Here is a 19,798-nt window from a genome sequence, read left to right on the forward strand (position 1 = left end):
CTTGTTTGTAGAAAACATATACCGACTTTGGTTAGGAGAACCTCATGCGCTTCCAACTCAACGATGTTGTGCAGGAATTCATCGTGTCCAATGGAAAAATAGCCAACAGCTATTTCTCTCTTTCAGAAAAAATCATTGATTCACTGTGCGAGTCTAATATCGCAAAAGAATCAATATTGATGCGTTTGCTGGAGCAGGCCGAATCCGTCACCGCGCATTACTTCAATGCTCATCAACAAGTCCTCGAGGGCGTTTATGCCAATGGGATTGAAGCCCCCGTCAATAAAAACCTTGCGGTGCTGGAGCCCGTACACTCGAGCCCGGTAGTACTGGAATCGACACCTGCTGCGGAACAAGCGCCTGCACTCAACTACGGGCAATGGTTGCGCGCCGAAATAAGTTCGGTCACAGGATTCAAAAAGGAACAAATCGACTTCGATCAAAGTTTCGAAAGCCTGGGTATCGACTCTCTCGGCATGGTCGATATTTTCGAATCCCTGGTCCAGCACTTCCCGGAAAAGAAAGAGCTCACCTCGCAGCTCTTTGATGCCCCCACTCCTACCGCTTTGCTGGCGCGGCTTGAAGCCGATCCGCAGGCACCTGCCGTGGATGTCGAAGCATGGGTACTGGAACAACTGGCGAATATCACCGGTTTTACGGTTGACCAGATCGACCAAAAACAAAGCTATGAAAGCCTGGGCCTGGACTCCCTCGTGCAGCTGGACTTCCTGGAGTCGGTCGTCGCATTGTGGCCGCAACTCAAGGCCAACAGCACTGAGCTGGCCAACGCCAAGTATCCGCAGGCAACAATCGCCCTGATTAAAGCCGCCCTGGCTGCCCCCGAGTCGACATCAACACCCGCCACTGAAGTGCAAGCACCTGCCACAACGGACACCCAAGGGCAAGCAAGCAACCTGCTTTTCAACTCCCTGTCCCCCCTGATCCCGGACGCGCCACAGTCGATCGACATTGAGACGCCCTTTGCACAGTTGGGGCTTAACGGTTTTGCCCGAGAAGCACTCTGCCAATCAATGGCGCAACAGTGCTCTGCCAGCGAGTTTGCCGGTGAAGCACTGATGTCGCGTCGTACGCCGCAGGACGCCTTGTCGCTTCTGGCACGACTGAGCTGAAGCACTGAGCCGATGTAAAAAAATGGCATGGAATCCGGGTGATCGGACAGATCACCCAGCATTTTGGCAATCAGGAGACAGGGTATGAATGGCGCGGTAACAACAGAGGGCGACTTTTGCTTCAGCGCAATGGCCGGCGAGTTTCCCGGGGCACCGTCAACGGATGCGCTCTGGCACTTGCTCTCGCAAGGACAGATAGCGCCTATCAATTCGATGCTGACACGCTGGGAACTGGATAAGGCGTCAATCTATTCAGCAAAGACAGGTGAAAAGGATCGTGTTTACCTGGACAGTGCTTTTTGCCTGACCGATGACGCATCAATCCCTTCACGGCATGAAGGACGGCAGGTCGCCATCGGCAAGAAGGTACTGCAGACGCTCCTCAACCAGCTTGCCGGACAAGGCTCGACACTGATCAAGGAACGCACCGCATTGGTGGTCGCGACGTCTTGGAGTGATGAGAGTTATTTCGTCACAGGCATGTCCGGAAAAACCGAAGCACCACAGGGCTACACGCCGGGTGAACAAGTGGCTGAACTGGCTGCGGCTTTTGCCTTCGGTGGCCCGGCGTTATCGGTCGACACCGCCTGCAGTTCGTTCCCCTATGCAATCGACATGGCTCAGGCCCTGGTCAATAGCGGACAGGCGGATAACGCGATTGTCATGGCACTGAACACCGTGCTGCCACCGGCGCTGTTTCTGGGCTTCTCGCAGTTGACCGCCTTTTCCGCCCGGGCCCAAATGCAGGCGTTCGGCCAGGACGCTGACGGTATTGTGCCGGGCGAATGTGCAGTCGCCTTTTTGGTCGAACCTGTATCGCAGGCCCTGATTGCGCAGCGCCGTCCCCTGGGTGTTTTACGGGCATTGGGAATGTCCGCCGATGGCGCCGAAGGTTCAGTGTTTGCGCCTGGCAAACAGGCGCAGTACACGGCTTACCAGCGTGCCTATATCGGTCTGGATCCCAACGACGTGGACTACATCGAAACCCATGGCACCGGTACTCCGCTGGGTGATGCGACAGAGCTGGACTCGTTGAACAGCTTCTTCGCCCCCCACTGCACAGACGGCAAAAAAATCACCATCGGTTCGATCAAGTCCGTCATTGGCCACCCACTGGCCGCCGCTGGAGGCGCTTCGCTCGCCAAGGCGCTGATGATCTTGCGTCACAAAGGGATTCCACCTCAGCCCGACTACCGTACCAGCGCAAAAGTCGACGAGACCAGCCTGCGACTGGCCACAAGGCAGATACAGCCCCTCGCGGACCGGCAGTCAGCGATCCGTATAGGCATCTCGAGCTTTGGCTTTGGCGGCGCCAATGCGCATCTGGTAGTGGATGAATATATTCCCGACAACCGCCCTGTCGCCCCTCAAGCCAACCCCGGCGTGTTAATGCTGGACCTTGCGATTGTCGAGGCTGAAGCAGCGATCGGCAGTCACGGCTCGTTGCAGTCATTCAAGCAACAGCTCGATCGGCCGGCAGCGCCATCAGTCAGTTTCCCTTATGGGCGTTTCGTTGATTACACCCCTGCCCCAGGTCAGCCGTTACTGGGCCAATTCCTGGCGCAGGATCGCGTCATTGATATCGACGGTTTCGGCATGGGTCCCAAACCTCTGGCCCATGTCGATCCGTTCAAGCTGTTGATCACCGATCGCGTCAATCATTTGCTGCGACGCCTGCCGGGTGTGGCCGGCTCACCCGGCACGGCGATGGTCATGTGCTGCAACATGGGCGGGGAACGCTTCAGCAATGCGTACAGCAGCGCTCACACCTTCTACTCCCAGGCTCAAGGCACGCCACCGGGCGTGGAGGTAGCGGACGTGGCAACCATGTTGCCGAACATGTTGTCCGGCTACCCGACGCAAATTTTTGACTTCAAGGGTTTCCATCAAACACTGGTCGGCACCCCGGGTCTGTTCTGGCAAACCTTGCTGGCATCGCAGCAATGGTTCAAGAACGGCATAACCACGCTGTTGCTCGGTGCAGGGCGCTTTATCAGCGGTGAAATCGAGATCGAGCGCGCCCGACATTCAGCGACGGTGCAAGGTGAAGGACTGGGGCTGATTGCGCTGCGTCCCTATCAACCAGACGCCAGCGACAAACCTTTACTGGTGATCCGCGCAGCGGTCCTCGCCCATGCCGCGAACTCACTGGAAGAGGCTTGCCAACTGCTGGGCAAAGAGCGCAATCAATACCAGAACATTGAAGTCTGCGAGCTGCAACCTGATGCAACCCATGCACGCGGATCCCTGCAAGAGATTACCGGCTTCCTGGCCGAAGCCAGCGGCATCGAAACCCTGCTGGCGGTGATGTTAAGTGCATCGGCTCACACGGTGATCGAGGTTCGCGAAGCCGGCAAGGCAGTGATGTGGTTGTTTACTGAAAAGCTTCGGGAATGGAGCACGGTGGCCGAACTCGCTCCTGCCATCAAGCATCCCTTTACCCTGCGTTTTGCTCACTCGGCCCACCATGAACTGCAGACGGTGATCCCGCCTGCCCGTCCTGTCAGCCTTGTCCGCGAACCGCAAAACGACGGCGTCGATGTGTTGCAACTCAGCGACATGCTGACCAACACCCTGCTCTCAGGGCTGCGTGTCCGGGTTCGCGCCATGGAGAGTCTTTTCGCCCTGCACCGTGGCACTGAAGTCCAGCGCCCGGCGCACTGGCAACGTTCCCCGGAAAACATCGTGATCGCCAACGTCCAGCACGGCGCTCAGTCACTGCACGCCCAGCTCGTGGTGAATGAAGCGCACCCTTATTTCTTCGATCACCCTCTTGATCACATCCCCGGCATTCTATTGCTTGAGGGCGTGTTGCAACTGATTGAACTCGCCATGCCGCCACTGAGTGGGCGAGTCGCGTATGTCAAAACCCTGAATATCAAGTTCCAGCAATACGTACAAAAGGAGGGTGTGATCGATCTGCATCTGGAACAGGACAAAGACTCCCAGGTGTTCAATGCCAAGGTCATGCAAGCCGGAAAGCTGATGTGCACCTGCGTCCTTGGGATGGCCTACAGCTCGGCGTTCGAGAAATCGCCCGCCGGCGAGTTCACGGCCACTCGCTGCCGCGACAAGGCCTTGCTGCACAAGGCCAGGGAAGAAAACGTCATCGTCAGTGACATGAGCGGCATCGCCCAGGGTTTGAGCGTGGACACGCTCAAACTGCCGGATGAGCACTTCTTCCAGGAGGGCGACCCCGAGCACTATTCGATGGTGTATTTCCTCGAAGTTGCCCGCCAGTGCTACATGCAGATTGCCCACAGCCATCTGCGGATTCCACTCAACACCCCGATGAACCTGCTGGCCTTGAGTTTCACCCTGGATCGGCCAATCCCCAGGAACAGTCCGCTGTCATTGGCACCGCAAGCGGGTTTTGACGCACAGCAGCCGTTCAAAACCAACCGCATCTATATCGACCTGTTCAACCGGGGCGAAAAAATCGGTCAAGCCAGCATTACAGCTCAGGTGCTGAGTCAATCCGCACCCGCTGCCTGAGGCACTCAATTGATCCCACTCTCCCGCATGACCGTGCCCCCAACAATCAAGGTGTCGCCGTGAACGATGTCAAAGTGCAAGTCATAGTCAAATCGCCGCGTGCTGAAATCTGGAATATCTGGAGCAATTTTTCAGAAGCGCCGCTATGGGATACCGACGTTCGCCAGTGTGAACTCAATGGCCCGTTTCAACCTGGAACGCGAGGCAAATGCGTCCTCAAAAATGGCCTGAACATGCCGCTGAAACTGGAAGCAGTGAAGCTGCATGAAAGCTATCGGAATACGGCAAGACTGCTTTGGATCGACCTTGAGTTCGATCACCAGATGCGCAGGCTTTCCCCGAATGAAACCCAGGTCATCCATAGCGCGAAGATCTCTGGCCCCTTGAGTTTTTTATACCGCGGGCTGCTACGCAAAATGCTGACCGCGGCAATGACCACCGCACTGCGCAACTTGTGCACGTTGGCTGAACAACGAGCGAATGCCATCGGTACCCCAGGGCTCGAAAAACCTGGAACGCATTTGCACCGTGTATGAAATATCCCGGGAGGGAGCGTGTTGAACGCTCACTCCCGAACACCCCCCGCTTACTTATCGATAACGGCACACTTCGGACCGAGCATGAACCTATTTAAAAAACCTCAGTATCTCGTGATGGGCGTCATTGGCATGGGCTTTATCGCCCCCGAGTCCAGTTCCGCCGACACGCTCGGCCCCTACGTCAGTGTCATGGGTGGTCTGAACTGGGTGGCTCCGCAGGACCTTAACCAGAACAACCTCGACTTCGTCGAGATGGAATTCAACCAACCGCTACACTCCGGCTACGCCACCGGACTGGCATTGGGTTGGCGATTCCCCATCGGGCTCAGACCTGAAGTGGAACTCAGCTACCGCAAAAACACCCTGACCCAGTTCAATAACCGGGTCTACGAAGGCGGCGGGAGCATCGACGGCAAAGGCGAAGAGGAAGCCACCAGCGTGATGGCCAACCTCTGGTATGACGTCTTGAACCTGCCAGCCCCCTTCAGTCGGTTCACCCCTTACATCGGCGGCGGCCTGGGTTACACCACGCTGACGGTCAGTGGCCTGGAAGCCGGTGGCGTCCAGTTCGGCAACACTCATCGCGACACCGTATCGGCCTATCAACTCGGCGCCGGGGTAGGTTACGAACTCACCGAACAATGGTCCATGTCCCTGGATTATCGATACCTCAAGACTCGCGATGCGCACTTCGGTGACATTCAGGGCCTGCCCCAAGGCGATGTGCGTACTGACTACAGCGCCCAGTCATTAATGCTCGGCCTGCATTATTGGTTCTAAGGGGTTAAACAGATCGGCGCCTTGCGAGGCGTCGCTACGGCAAGCCGGTGAAATGCTTCGGCGCAGAGGCTCACCGGCTGATTAACTTACTGACGACCACCCGTTCAAAAATCGATCAAGGCACAAATGAGTTCCTCACTTGATGCCTTGATTCGATACTTGACCCTCTGCCTACCTACACTTCACAAGCGCAGGAATCACATCGCCGCAGCCGCTTTTTCAATCAGCCGGGCTACCGGCTCCGGGTTTGAAACCATCACGACATGGGAAGCCCCTTTAACGACTTTCACCACCTTGGCCTCGGCTCGCTTGGCCATGAATTCCATGGCCTGCGGTGGAATGTTCTTGTCCTTGTCGCCATAGATGTACCAGGACGGAATGTGCTTCCAGGCGGGTGTACCTGACTGTTCGTTCAGCGCCGCTTCGGTGACCGGGCGCTGAGTCGCCGCCATCAATGCCGCCTGCGCGGCGGGGACGTCAGCGGCGAACTGATCGTGAAACTTGTCCTGCTGGATGTACAAATCCTTGCCGCCATCAGCCAGTGCGACAGGCGCTGCGAGGGTTGGGCCGAGGGTACTCCCCGGGAATTTTCCGGCTAGCCCGGCGACCGTTTCGCCCGCCTCGGGCGCGAAGGCGGCGACGTAAACAAGTGCCTTTACATTGGCATGGTCGTTGGCCGCTTCGCTGATGACGTTGCCACCGTAGGAGTGGCCGACCAGCACAACAGGCGACTTGATGCCATCGAGCAACGCAGAAACAGCAGCGCCATCGCTCTTCACACTGCGCAATGGATTGGCGGCGGCCACAACAGGGTATCCATCTTTTTCGAGGATCTTCACCACGCCATTCCAACTCGAAGCATCGGCAAAGGCGCCGTGCACCAGAACGACAGTAGGCTTTTCAGTTTGCGCCGACGCGTTGGCGCCGATGATCAGGCTAACGGTGCAGGCCAGAGCGGCCATTACTTTTTTCATTGGAAACTCCTTGGGTGGTTGAACTATTGAGCGAATCGCGAGAAGGCGAAGTCGTGGTTCTGTACTCCTGCACAACTTTGTATCAACTGCCTAGATCGCAATCTTGAGCAACTGTGCTGTCTTGGGCGTTGGCCGCTACCGCGCCAAGGCTGAGCACGGCAAACATTGAAGTGATGCTGAGGTTCTTCCAGTTCATGTCGATATCTCCAGACGTTGAGTGATCCTGTGAGACGCCTTGTGCTGTCTCGATGGAGTTCATTTGACGCCGATCAGGTATCCCGGATGTGTCACCAACCGCCCATAAAAGAAACACTCCGTATCGGCATGCGGTCTGGATACACAGAGATACATTTGTGCTAGCAGTGGTGAAACTTGGTAACCATAAAAAAGAGACCGATGTTGCTCTTTTCAATTTTCACAAGCTTCAACGAAAGCCAATAGAACAATAACTTTAGCGAAAAACGCGACTCACACTCCGCCCCATTGAAATCGAAGAGATTTCTTTTATCCCTAAAACAGGAATATTCGGAAATTATTTCTTCCGACAAATGCACTTATTACCTGTTACCGCACCACACCTCATTGGACAGTTATTATTTTGGCGCACTTTAACATCCACACTTTCTACAAATATCACAACACACAAATAATACTTGGACAAACACCAACCTGACTCGCTGACTTTTTATAACAATTATTGACACACCTACATGGAAACCCTAAATTAATGGCACTCTGCCAACGCCTAGACGACGCATCAACTTTGTTAAGTTAATGGAATGCTGAGTTTCTAAGTTATTTCATTCCTGGTACAACGCATGAAATATGTAGATGACATTACGAAACTCTTTACACGTTTTGGCGCAAATGCAGAGACTTACCAGGAAATACAACCGAACTATAAAGATTTCAAAGACGACCCGGTCATACCTGCGGTGGCTGAGCCAGAACCGCCGGTCGAACCGGTGAAAAATACTGTCCCCTCGCCACCATCGCCCAAGCCCCCTCCCCTGACCGAACCACTTGCGAGTTCTGCTACGGGTGACCGTCAGCGTTTGAGCGACCTGTTGCGAGAACTCAACCAGGTTCGCCGAGACGGTCTGCCAGAAACGATTCACAAGCGGACGAAGGCGAAGGTCATTGCCATCGTTTCAGCGAATGGTGGGGTGGGTAAAAGCACCGTCGCCGCTGGCCTCGCGAAAACCCTTCGGCACCCTGGAGGGCGAGTCATCGCGATTGATCTGGACCCTCAGAACGCGCTGTCCAGCCACTTGGGTATCACCAGGCCGGCTCCCGGGCTGATCCAGCTCAAAGAGCAGGACGCCGACTGGAACGCTCATCGTCTGCCGGGCTTTAGCGACAGTGAGTGCCTGCCCTTCGGCACTGGCGAGCTGAATGATCGCCGATTGCTCAGGCAGATGCTGCTTGAAGATGCTGACTGGTTGAATCAGCACCTGGCGTCAATGAACCTCAGCGAAAACGATACCGTGATCCTGGACACGCCTTCGGGCGCGACCGTCTATTCGCAACAGGCACTCGACGCCGCCGATCTGGTGCTGGTGATGACGGTGGCCGACGCGGCCTCCTACCTGGCACTGGACACCATGACCCAGTGGCTGGAAACCAGCCCGCGACGCGCTCAGCGGCAGCGGTATGTGCTCAACCAACGGGATGACTCCCGTGCGTTCAGCAGGGACATGGGCGTGCTGTTTCAGCGACGGCTCGGCGCAAACCTGATCGGGACAATTCGCCTCGATCACCAGTTCAACGAGTCGCTGGCCTATGGTCGGGACCTGCTGCAGTACGCACCTGAGAGCATTGGCTGTCAGGACATTCTGTCGCTATCAGGCGCGGTCCATGCCCTGCTGTTCGCGGATGCTTCCAGCCAGCAGGGCACGCCATGACCGTCCAGCTGAATCAGCTACCTGCAAAGACTTGGTGGTTGCAGAGGCTGCTGGATAGCTTCCAGGATCGCTTCAGTCAATGGCCCCTGCGTTGGCGCCTGGGCCTGAAAATCTCAGGCGGGCTGATTGCAGCATTGCTGGTGCTGGGTATCCTCACTGCACCGCAGAATCTGTATTCCCAGGCCGCGTTTGCCACCGTCTGTTTTGCCGCCAGCCTGATCATCCGCAAGCAAACCGGGCGTCTGGCGATCCTGACCCTGATCACCCTCTCGCTGATCGCTTCGTTGCGTTACATGTACTGGCGCCTGTCCGATACCCTGGACTTCGACAACTGGCAGGATGCCGTATTTGGTTACGGGCTGGTGTTGGCCGAACTGTATGCCTTGCTCGTCCTGGTCTTCGGCTATGTACAGACCGCCTGGCCGTTGCAACGTAAACCGCAGTTTCTGCAGCAGCCACCCGCGCAATGGCCGACGGTGGATGTGTTCATTCCCACCTATAACGAAGCATTGGGTATCGTCAAACTGGTGGTACTCGCGGCTCAGGCCATCGACTGGCCCGAGGGCAAACTGCGGGTGCACGTGCTCGATGACGGACGCAGGGAGGAATTCAAGGCTTTCTGTCAGAAGATTGGTGTCACCTACATCACCCGCGACAACAATCAACATGCCAAGGCCGGCAACCTCAACGAGGCACTCAAAGTCACCGATGGCGAGTTCATTGCCGTATTCGACGCCGACCACGTGCCCACCCGCTCCTTCCTGCAAATCACCATGGGCTGGTTTTTAAAGGACCCGAACCTGGCATTGCTGCAAACGCCGCACTTTTTCTACTCACCCGATCCGTTCGAAAAAAACCTCGATACCTTTCGCTCGGTACCCAATGAAGGTGAGCTGTTCTACGGCCTGGTGCAGGACGGCAACGACTTGTGGAACGCGGCATTCTTCTGTGGCTCCTGCGCGGTCATCCGGCGGACTCACTTGCTGGAAGTCGGCGGCATCGCCACCGAGACCGTGACCGAAGATGCGCACACGGCACTCAAGCTCAATCGCCGTGGTTTCAACACCGCCTACCTCGCCATTCCACAAGCGGCGGGACTGGCCACCGAAAGCCTTTCCCGACACATCAGCCAGCGCATACGCTGGGCGCGGGGCATGGTGCAGATTTTTCGGACCGACAATCCCTTGTTTGGCAAAGGACTGAACCTGGGGCAGCGCATCTGCTACCTCAACGCCATGATGCATTTTTTCTACAGCCTGCCCCGTCTGGTGTTCTTGACCGCACCATTGGCCTACCTGTTTTTCGACGCGCAGATTTTCCATGCCTCGGCGTTGATGGTCACGGTCTATGTACTGCCGCATATTTTCCATTCCAGCCTGACCAACTCCAGCATCCAGGGGCGCTTCCGCCATTCCTTCTGGAACGAAGTGTATGAGTCGGTGTTGGCCTGGCACATCATGCGACCGGTACTGCTGGCCCTGATCAGCCCTTCGCTGGGCAAATTCAACGTAACCGACAAGGGCGGCACCGTCGAAAAGGACTATTTCAACTGGAAGCTCGCGCGGCCTTACATCGTCCTGCTGACCTTGAACATGATCGGTCTGGCGATCGGCGTGGTGAAACTGGTCGGGAGTGATTCGGCCGAGGTCACTACCCTGCTGATCAACCTGGTCTGGACCCTGTACAACATCATCATCGTCAGCACCGCCGTGGCGGTGGCCACTGAGTCCTCTCAAGTGCGCAACGAGCCCAGGGTGCCCGCGGATCTGCCCGTGCGCGTCTATCGCGAAGACGGCACATCGTTCGATTGCATAACCCGGGATTTCTCACAAAACGGCGTGGGTCTGGTACTGCCACCGCAGGTTCAGCTCAGCGCCAAAGAGAAGCTGCGGCTGTGCATTCTGCGCACACCTCCCTCAAGCCTCTTTCCCGCAACAACGATCTTCAGCAACGACAACGTGGCAGGCGTGAAATTCGAGGGTTTGACCCTGCGCCAGCAAAGTGAGCTGGTGCGACTGACCTTTTCACGGGCCGACACCTGGGCCAACACGTGGGGCAACGGCCGCCTCGACGCGCCAATGTCAGCGTTGCGCGAGGTCAGCAGCATTGGCTTGCGCGCCATCCTGCGCTTGTTCGTCGCCACCCTAAAGGACAGCCAGGCGCTGCTGCGCAAACGCCCGGCCACTCCATCACCCATCGACCCCACCGCGGACACGCAACGATCTTGAAGCCTTCCACTCGCCGGACCTTTCCTCCTCGTCGCTCACTCATGCTGCTCGCCTGCTCACTAGTGGGCTGGAGCGACTGGGCGTTGAGTGCTACCACCCCAATCAGCGCCACAGAGCCGGCGGTGATGCCGGTCGCATCGTTGCCCGGGACCGATGCCCCGAGCAACAGCTATACCCGCACCCTCAAGGAGCTGGGCAAAGGCTATTCGATGAACCTTAAAGGCGTGGAGGCTACCGACAGTGTGAATTTCAATGTGCGCGCCGACGAAGTCGTCACGGCTGCGCAGGTCACGCTGCAGTACAGCTATTCACCGGCGCTGCTGGCCGACCTTTCGCAAATCAACGTGCTGATCAACGATCAAGTGGCCGCCAGCCTGCCCCTCCCGAAGGAAGAGGCCGGTAAATTGCAGACCCGGACCGTGCAGATTCCGCCGCAGACCATCACCGAATTCAACCGGCTCAGCCTGCAGTTCATCGGTCACTACACGATGCAATGTGAAGACCCTCTGCACTCCAGCCTGTGGGCCAAGATCGGCAACGAGAGCCAGCTGAGCCTCCAGGTGTCCTCGATTAAACAGCCCAACGACCTGTCCGCTCTGCCTCTGCCCTTGTTCGATCGTCGAGACGCTTCGCCCCTGAAGCTGCCCTTCGTGTTCACTGCGCGCCCGGGCGGCCCTGAGCTTGAGGCCGCCGGTATCCTGTCGTCCTGGTTTGGCGCCCTGGCCAGCTACCGCGGCGCAACCTTCCCCGCCAGCCTCACCAGCCTGCCGGCCAAAGGCAATGCCGTGGTGTTTGTCAGCGGCAACGAATCAACGGCCTTGAGTGGCTTACCGATCAAAGAGGCCACAGGGCCGACATTGACACTGGTGAGCAACCCGAATGATGCTCAGGGCAAACTGTTGATCGTCTCCGGGCGCGATGGCGCCGATCTCAAGGTCGCTGCGACAGCGCTGGCCCTCGGTGGCTCAGCCTTTTCCGGGCAGAGCGTGGAGATCGACCGGATCGACTCGCTCAAGCCACGCCGCCCCTACGACGCACCTAACTGGCTGCCCTCCGACCGCCCGGTTCGCCTGGGTGAACTGGCCAAGCCCGCAGAACTCAATGTGTCGGGTTACAACCCGGGACAAATGACGGTTGCGCTGCGCTTGCCACCCGACCTGTTCAACTGGCGTGAGCCCGGCGCACAACTTGACCTGAAATACCGCTATACGCCGCAGCCGGTCTCCACCAATTCCTCGTTGCTGGTCAACTTCAACGATACCTTCATCAAGTCGATCGATCTGCCTTCGATCGAGAAACTCGGCAACAGCGACAGCCTGCTGGCGATGCTCAAAACCGACGACAGCCTGGCCCGCACGTCGCGCATGCTGTTGCCGCTCAATTCCGTAGCGCTGCAATCACGCCTGCAATTTCGCTTTATGTATGACTACATCAAACAGGGCGACTGCCGCGACATCATCATCGACAACATGCGCGGTGTGATCGACCCGGACTCGACCCTGGATCTCAGCCAATACGAACATTTCATGGCCATGCCCAACCTCGGGGTGTTCAAGGACAGCGGCTTCCCGTTCACCCGCATGGCCGACCTTTCTGAAACATCGGTGATCCTGCCCAACGAGCCAGGCCCGGCCGATCTGAGCGCCTATCTGACTGTTCTGGGCCGCTTCGGCGACTCCACCGGTTATCCGGCCACCGGCGTAAAGGTGGTCCACGCCGATCAGGTGGCCGAGCAACGCGACCGGGATTTGCTGGTGCTCGCCTCGGGCAACAATCAGCCGCTGCTGGAGCAATGGCAAAGCCTGCTGCCGGCCAAGGACGAAGCTGCTGCGCAGTACTTTGAACTGTCTGACCTGCCCTTGCGTCTGCGCAACTGGATCAGCCCGGATACGAAAACCAATCTGCGTGAAGCGCGCAGCAGCTTCAGGTTCAGCGCTGACGACGGCAGTGCTTATCTGACTGGATTCGAATCGCCGCTCAAGAGTGGGCGCAGTGTGGTGTTTATCGCCAGCGCAAGACCCAACGGTTTGGCCGACGTGACCAACGCCCTGCTCAGCAGCGAAGAAAACGCCCGCGAGTTGCAAGGCAGTCTGGTGGTGGTCAAGGGCAAGCATGTCAAATCGCTGGTCGCCGAACAGGACTACTACGTCGGGAGCCTGGGGCCATTGCGCTATCTGCAGTGGTACCTCTCGCAAAACGTAATGGCGCTCATGCTGTTCACACTCCTCGGGGTCCTGCTGCTTTCTTCGATGACTTACCTGGCCCTGCGCTTACGGGCCAAACGTCGTCTTGGCCAATGAGCTGCGCATGCCTGTGTCGTCCATGAGCAGCCGGGCTGTTTCACTTCGCCAGTACCTGCGCGGTAACGCGCGCAGGTTGAGCGTTGTGCTTGCGCTCGCCCTGCCGGTGCCTGCGATAGCCGCTACAACTCCCTGTGAGTTGCCCGCCTGGCCACTGTGGCAAACCTATGCAACGCGCTTCGTCCAGGCCGACGGCCGGGTTCTGGAATCGAGCCTGGAGAATAATCACAGCACCTCTGAAGGGCAGTCCTACGGCATGCTCTTCGCACTGATCGGCAACGATCAGCCACGCTTTGACAAACTCTGGCGCTGGACATCAGCCAACCTCGCAGGCTCCGCCACCGCCACACGCCTGCCGGGCTGGTTATGGGGGCAAGGCACGGACGGTCAGTGGCGCCTGCAAGACGCCAATTCAGCTGCCGACGCCGACCTGTGGATCGCCTACGCCCTGCTCGAAGCCGCACGCCTGTGGCATCGGCCGGACTATCGCCAGGATGCCCTGCACCTGATGGCGACGATCGAAGCGCAATTGGTCGTCACGCTGCCCGGGCTGGGTCCGATGGTATTGCCTGGACCACAGGGCTTCGTCCTGCCGGATGCTCTCTGGCGCCTGAACCCCAGCTACCTGCCACTGCCACTGTTACGGCGGCTGGCCAAGGCAGCTCCCAACGGGCCCTGGCAAGCGATTGCCAACAACACCGCGACGATGATTGCCCAATCAAGCCACCACGGTTTTGTCGCTGACTGGGTCGGTTATCAAGGCACTTCAGCGCAATCGGGTGTCTTCGTCAGCGACACGATCAACGGCGACACGGGCAGCTACGATGCCATTCGCGCGTACCTCTGGCTGGGCATGAGTGACACCTCCGAACCGCTGGCAGCGCTCCTGCTCAAACGGCTGGACGGCATGGCTCGCAGCACTGTCGCGACGGGTTCCCCCCCGGAAACAGTCCGGATTCTCCACGGCAGTGTTCAAGGTCAAAGCCCGTTCGGATTCTGGGCTGCACTGATTCCCTACCTTGAGGCCAAGGGGCATCCCCGGTTGGCCGATCAACAACGACAGCGCGTGGAACTCGCCTTGCAAGAGGCGCTGGCCAGGCCTGATACCGACGCCAGTCCGCCACGTTACTACAACTTCATGCTTAGCCTGTTCGCGCTCGGCTGGGCAGATAAACATTACCGATTCCGGGAAGACGGAACGCTGAAACTCTCCTGGGAGACCGCATGCACGCGCACCACCGCACGCTAGCCATCGCCGTCATGAGCGCATGGACGGCTGCTGCACACGCTCAAAGTCCGACGCCACAGACGTTACTCGTCGAGCAAGGGCATTACTGGCAGTCGCACAACAACCCTCAACGCGCTGCGGAAGTCTGGCAGAAAGTCCTGCTGCTGGACCCGGTCCAGGTTGACGCACTCTATGGCCTGGGCTTGATCGGCGTGCAACAGGGCAAGCCACAACAAGCGCAGCAATACCTCGCCCGCTTGCAAGCCATCCAGCCAACGCCTCGACAGGCTCTGCAATTGGCGCAGGACATCGGCGTGGCCCAACCGCAGAACCAGCAGCGCCTGGAAGAGGCTCGGCGCCTCGTCGATGCCGGTGAGCGTGACAAGGCGACCGCCGTGTTTCGCTCGCTGTTCGATGGCCGCCCACCTCAAGGTACGATCGGCCTCGAGTATTACAACAACCTTGCCTTCAATCAGGCTGACTGGGCTGAAGCACGCAGCGGATTCCAGCGCCTGCAACGTGAGATGCCCAACGACTCGATCGTCGCGCTGTTTTACGCCAAGCATCTGGTCCGCCATGAAGACAGCCGTGCCGAGGGCATTCGTGCCCTGGCCGCGCTGACCCAGCGCAGCGACATTGCCGGTGATGCCGACGAAAGCTGGCGCCTGGCACTGACCTGGATCGGTCCGCCCAATCCGGCACAAGTACCGTTGTTCGAGGCGTACCTCAAGACGCATCCGGATGACGTGGAAATCCGCGCGCAGATGAACAAGGGCAAGCAACAGCCGGCAACGACGGCCAGCAAGGAATGGCAACCGCCCGCCGAAGTCGCGCGCGGCCTGAAGGCGCTCAAAGCAGGCGACCAGGCCACCGCCGAACAGGCGTTTCAAGCACGCTTGAAAACCCAGCCCGATGATGCTGACGCACTGGGCGGTCTTGGGGTTATTCGTCAACAACAACAGCGACTGGCCGAAGCGGAAAAACTCCTGGGCCAGGCCACGCGCCAACGCGACGGCAGCCGCTGGCAAGTGGCGCTGAACGAAGTGCGCTATTGGTCTGCGTTGCAGCAGGCCCGCGACGCCCAGACCAAAAGCCAGACGGCCCAGGCACAGGCCTTGGTAAACCAGGCGCTGCGGCTGAATCCAAACGGGATGGATGCTCGCCTCGCCCTGGCGGATATCCAGGCCAGCGCGGGCCAGTTCGATGAGGCTCAGCGCAACTATCGGCAGATTTTGAATCTGCGCCGCGACGATCCTCAAGCACAGGAAGGGTTGGTCAATGTGCTGCTCAAGAGCGGCAAGAACGATGAAGCCCTGCAACTGATCAACAGCCTGCCAGCCACCGGACAGGCAAAGACCGGCCAGTCCGCACGCCTGCAAGCCTTGCGCGCGACGCAACTGGCCGCCCTCGCCGAACAACGCAACGACCTGCCCGCTGCGCGCAACGCCTTGCAAGACGCGCTGCGCTACGAACCGGACAACATCTGGACACGTTTCGCCCTGGCCCGCCTGAACCTGGCAATGGGCGAACCGCAAAAGGCTCGGGACCTGATCAACACCATGCTCCAGGCCCACCCCGACAATGCCGATGCGCTTTACGTCAGCGCTTTGCTGTCGGTCCAGATGGATGAGTGGAAAGCCGCCCAGGCAACCTTGGGACGCTTGCGCCCCGACCAGCGCACCCCGGACATGGAAGCACTGGCCGCTGATGTCAGCCTCAACCTGCAACTCAGCCAGGCGATCGGGTTGGGCAAGCGCGGACAGCGTCAGGAAGCCCTGACCTTGCTCGATCGTATTCAGCCGATGGCCAACAACAGCCCAGATCGCACGGCGAGCCTGGCCTCGGCCTATGTCGAGATCGGCGAGCCAACCCGAGCGCTGGCCCTCATGCGCGGCCAATTGCAACACACCGCTGCGCCCTCGGCGGACTTCATCCTGCAATACGCGGCGGTCCTGCTTGAGTCCGGGGAAGACGCACAGGTCAACGAGATTCTGCGYGACCTTCAGAACAAGCCCTTGAACGCACCGACTCGCAAGCGTTTCGACGACCTGCTCCATCTCTATCGCATCCGCCAGGCTGACCATCTACGCGAACAAGGCAATCTGGCCAGCGCTTATGACACGCTGGCGCCCGCACTGGCGCAACGTCCCGGTGACAGCGCCGCCGTCGCGGCGCTGGCGCGAATGTATTCGGCCAACGGCGACACGGCAAAAGCCCTCGAACTCTACAAACCGCTGTTACAACGTCAGCCAAACGACCCGCAACTGCTGTTGGGTGCCGCCGACGCGGCGGTGTTGGCACATGACACAGGCTTTGCCGAACAGGCACTGCAACAGCTGCTCAAGACCGAATCCGGTAACCCTCAAACGCTGACCGAGGCCGCACGCCTCTATCAGAACATGGGCAAGACCGGCACGGCGACCGATCTGCTGCGCAAGGCAGTGGCCATCGAACAGAGCGAGAAACGCAGAAACCAGAGCGGCCAACTGGCCGGGTCGACGGTGGCACCCAACCCTTTTGCGGGGGTGTCGGGGCCACGTAGCGAGGTCAGTCGCGACACCTTGCTGGCAGCGATCCCGCCACCGGCTCAGGAAATGCCGGGCCGCGTGAGGTCTACCTCCCCTTTTGGCATCGACGCCCTGCCAAGGCCCCAGCAGGCGAGCAATCCATTCGAGTCGCAGCTGCCGCGCGCAGCACTGGTGAGTGAAGACATCAGCCCCGCACAACTGGCGCTGAATAAAATCCTTCAGGAGCGCAGTGCCTACGTCACCCAGGGCGTGAGCATTCGCAGCAACAACAGTGAGTCGGGGTTGAGCAAACTGACCGATATTGAAACGCCGCTGGAAATCAATATCCCGCTGGATGAAAGCCGCGTCGCCCTGCGCGTGACACCGGTCTCGCTGAACGCCGGCAGTGCCAGCGGCGAGGCACTGCAGCGCTTCGGTAGCGGTGCGCAGAGCGAAGGCGCCGGCTCGCAAAAAGCCGAGGGTGTCGGTCTTTCCGTCGCTATTCAACGGCCCGCGGATGGGCTCAAGGCCGATCTCGGCACCACCCCGCTCGGTTTCAAATACACCACCGCCACGGGCGGCATCAGCGTTGATCGCCCCATAAGCGACTCCTCTAATGTCCGCTACGGGGTGAGCGTTTCCCGGCGTCCGGTGACTGATAGCGTCACCTCGTTTGCCGGCACCACGGACAAACGCAGCGGCCAGTCCTGGGGCGGTGTGACCGCCAACGGCGGGCGCGGCCAGTTGAGCTATGACGACAGCGAAGTCGGCGCCTATGGCTACGCCTCCTGGCACCAGCTATTGGGCAACCATGTCGAATCCAACAGCCGCAGTGAACTGGGCAGCGGTGTCTACTGGTACCTGCAAAATGCAACGGACAGCAAGCTGACCCTCGGCCTGAGCATGACCGGCATTAGGTACGCGAACAATCAGGACTATTTCACCTATGGCCACGGCGGCTATTTCAGTCCGCAGACGTTCTTCGCCCTGGGCGTACCGGTGACCTGGGCACAACGCACCGGGCGCTTGACGTATCAAGTCAAGGGCTCGGTCGGCGTGCAGCATTTCGAGCAAGACAGTGTCGACTATTTCCCGACCGACAAAGCCCTGCAGGCGACCTCGGGCCTGCGTTATGCCGGGCAAAACAAAACCGGGATCGGCTACAGCGTCGCCGCGGCAGCTGAATACAAGGTCGCTTCGAACTTCCTGCTGGGCGCCAATCTGGGCCTGGACAACGCCCACGACTACCAACAATTCAGCGGTGCCCTGTCTTTGCGTTACCTGTTCGAGGACATCAGCGGCCCCATGAGCCTGCCGGTCAGCCCGTACACCTCGCCTTATTCCAACTGATCATTCTGGAGTTTTCGATGCCCACTTCTGCCCTTGCCGGCCTGACTCTCCTTGTTCTTGGGGAGAGTCATATGAGCCTCGCGGACCACTTGCTGGAGCCGCTGCACGACAACCTGACTCGCCAAGGCGCTCTGGTTCACTCCATCGGTGCCTGTGGCGCCAGCGCTGGCGACTGGCTGATCCGTAAAAAGGTCGACTGCGGTGCCGAGCGCAAAGGCAACGACAAGATGGTGATCAAGGGCCGTGACGCCACCACCACACCGATCCAGGACCTGATCGCCGCCGACAAGCCCGACCTGGTGGTACTGGTTATCGGCGACACCATGGCGTCCTATGACAAGCCCGTGTTTCCGAAGGCCTGGGCATGGCAAAGCGTCACCGGCCTGGCCAAGGCCATCGCGGCCACCGGGACCCGTTGCGCCTGGGTGGGCCCGGCCTGGGGCAAAGCCGGTGGCATGTATCAGAAGAATGATGCCCGCACCCAGTTGATGTCGCAGTTTTTGGCCGCGAACGTGGCGCCTTGCACCTACATCGATTCGCTGACGTTCTCCAAACCCGGGCAGTGGATCACCACCGATGGGCAGCACTTCACCGTCGCCGGTTATCAAGCCTGGGGCACTGCGATTGGTGGTGCGTTGGCCAAGTTGCCCGCCGACACCGTCAGCAGCACAGGAGCCGGCAAATGACTCGATCCGCATGTGGCTGGGCGCTGTTCGCGCCCTTGATGCTGAGCCTGCACGCCCAGGCCGCCGACATTGCCCTGTACCCGACGGGCCCCGATCAGGACTCGGCCTTCTTGCGCTTTATCAACGCCGCCGACCGCCCCTTGCAACTGCTGGCCGAAGGCTCGCGGGCCAGCCTCAGACTCGAGGGAGCGAATGCCGTGTCCGACTACCTGCCCGTGCCCGCCAACCAGCCGATCAAGGGCACCCTGGAACGCAACGGCAAAAGCCAGCCACTGGACATCCAGGTGGCAGCAGGGGAATTCGCCAGTGTGATCGCTTTGCCAGACAGCGCTCAAGGCATCCGCCAAGTCGTCATCCGAGAGCAACCCGACGACTTCAATAGTCTGAGAGCTTCGTTGGCGTTTATCAGCGCCGATCCAGCGTGCGCCCAGGCCGGTTTGCGTGCTGCGGGGAAAAACACCGACCTGTTCAAGGAGGTGGCCGACGGCAGCGTGCAACGCCGAGCGATCAACCCGGTCAGTCTGTCGGTTCAACTGGTCTGCGCCCAAACCAACGTCGGCGCCCCACTTGACCTGGGCCAGCTCAAGGCCGGCGAGCGCTACAGCGTTGTGCTGCTACCTGGCGCAAATGGCCCGCACCTGTTGCTCGCGACTGACGTCCTGGCCCACTGATCGGAT

12 protein-coding genes are annotated in these 19,798 nt (G+C 59.1%); 11 read left to right on the forward strand and 1 reads right to left on the reverse strand.

Features of this window, described 5'->3' with window-relative positions; genetic code table 11:
* Positions 1-44 precede the first annotated feature (44 nt).
* The 4 genes from AC1D2Q_RS27325 to AC1D2Q_RS27340 all read left to right on the forward strand — a co-directional run bounded on the left by AC1D2Q_RS27325 (position 45) and on the right by AC1D2Q_RS27340 (position 5,944).
* Positions 45-1,130 carry an acyl carrier protein gene (locus AC1D2Q_RS27325; protein WP_477815242.1) on the forward strand — a complete coding sequence of 362 codons (1,086 nt, stop codon included), beginning with the start codon at positions 45-47 and terminating at the stop codon, positions 1,128-1,130.
* Positions 1,131-1,214: 84 nt separating this feature from the next.
* Entirely contained in the window at positions 1,215-4,625 is a 3,411-nt protein-coding gene (locus AC1D2Q_RS27330) for a beta-ketoacyl synthase N-terminal-like domain-containing protein (protein WP_477815243.1), read from the forward strand.
* A gap of 59 nt (positions 4,626-4,684) precedes the next feature.
* Positions 4,685-5,161, forward strand: coding sequence for an SRPBCC family protein (locus AC1D2Q_RS27335; RefSeq protein ID WP_477815244.1), 477 nt, complete (start codon positions 4,685-4,687; stop codon positions 5,159-5,161).
* Between the two features lie 84 nt (positions 5,162-5,245).
* The gene (locus AC1D2Q_RS27340) at positions 5,246-5,944 is read left to right on the forward strand and encodes an outer membrane protein (RefSeq protein WP_477815245.1); all 699 of its coding nucleotides are present in this window, start codon (positions 5,246-5,248) and stop codon (positions 5,942-5,944) included.
* A 197-nt stretch (positions 5,945-6,141) separates the two neighbouring features.
* Here the strand turns inward: AC1D2Q_RS27340 and AC1D2Q_RS27345 are convergent, their stop codons facing one another.
* Complete coding sequence (locus tag AC1D2Q_RS27345) at positions 6,142-6,918, reverse strand: alpha/beta fold hydrolase (RefSeq protein WP_138867391.1); 777 nt, start codon at positions 6,916-6,918, stop codon at positions 6,142-6,144.
* Between the two features lie 818 nt (positions 6,919-7,736).
* Here AC1D2Q_RS27345 and bcsQ point away from each other — a divergent pair.
* The 7 genes from bcsQ to AC1D2Q_RS27380 are packed head-to-tail and all read left to right on the forward strand — an operon-like array spanning position 7,737 to position 19,792.
* Positions 7,737-8,822, forward strand: a complete 1,086-nt coding sequence (gene bcsQ, locus AC1D2Q_RS27350; RefSeq protein ID WP_477815246.1) for a cellulose biosynthesis protein BcsQ — start codon at positions 7,737-7,739, stop codon at positions 8,820-8,822.
* On the forward strand, positions 8,819-11,050 hold the full coding sequence (gene bcsA, locus AC1D2Q_RS27355) for a UDP-forming cellulose synthase catalytic subunit (RefSeq protein WP_477815247.1): 2,232 nt from the start codon (positions 8,819-8,821) through the stop codon (positions 11,048-11,050). Before bcsQ ends, bcsA begins: the two co-directional genes overlap by 4 nt.
* Positions 11,047-13,350 (forward strand): cellulose biosynthesis cyclic di-GMP-binding regulatory protein BcsB, encoded by a 2,304-nt coding sequence (bcsB, locus tag AC1D2Q_RS27360; RefSeq protein WP_477815248.1) that lies wholly within the window; start codon positions 11,047-11,049, stop codon positions 13,348-13,350. Before bcsA ends, bcsB begins: the two co-directional genes overlap by 4 nt.
* Positions 13,351-13,357: 7 nt before the next feature.
* On the forward strand, positions 13,358-14,599 hold the full coding sequence (bcsZ, locus tag AC1D2Q_RS27365; protein WP_477815249.1) for a cellulose synthase complex periplasmic endoglucanase BcsZ: 1,242 nt from the start codon (positions 13,358-13,360) through the stop codon (positions 14,597-14,599).
* On the forward strand, positions 14,575-18,435 hold the full coding sequence (locus AC1D2Q_RS27370) for a cellulose biosynthesis protein BcsC (RefSeq protein ID WP_477815250.1): 3,861 nt from the start codon (positions 14,575-14,577) through the stop codon (positions 18,433-18,435). The genes bcsZ and AC1D2Q_RS27370 overlap by 25 nt, the downstream gene beginning before the upstream one ends.
* Before the next feature lie 17 nt (positions 18,436-18,452).
* Positions 18,453-19,121 carry an SGNH/GDSL hydrolase family protein gene (locus AC1D2Q_RS27375; protein ID WP_477815251.1) on the forward strand — a complete coding sequence of 223 codons (669 nt, stop codon included), beginning with the start codon at positions 18,453-18,455 and terminating at the stop codon, positions 19,119-19,121.
* Positions 19,118-19,792, forward strand: a complete 675-nt coding sequence (locus AC1D2Q_RS27380) for an alginate O-acetyltransferase AlgF (protein ID WP_477815252.1) — start codon at positions 19,118-19,120, stop codon at positions 19,790-19,792. Before AC1D2Q_RS27375 ends, AC1D2Q_RS27380 begins: the two co-directional genes overlap by 4 nt.
* Positions 19,793-19,798: the final 6 nt, after the last annotated feature.

This window comes from Pseudomonas sp. P1_A1 (genome assembly GCF_056406935.1).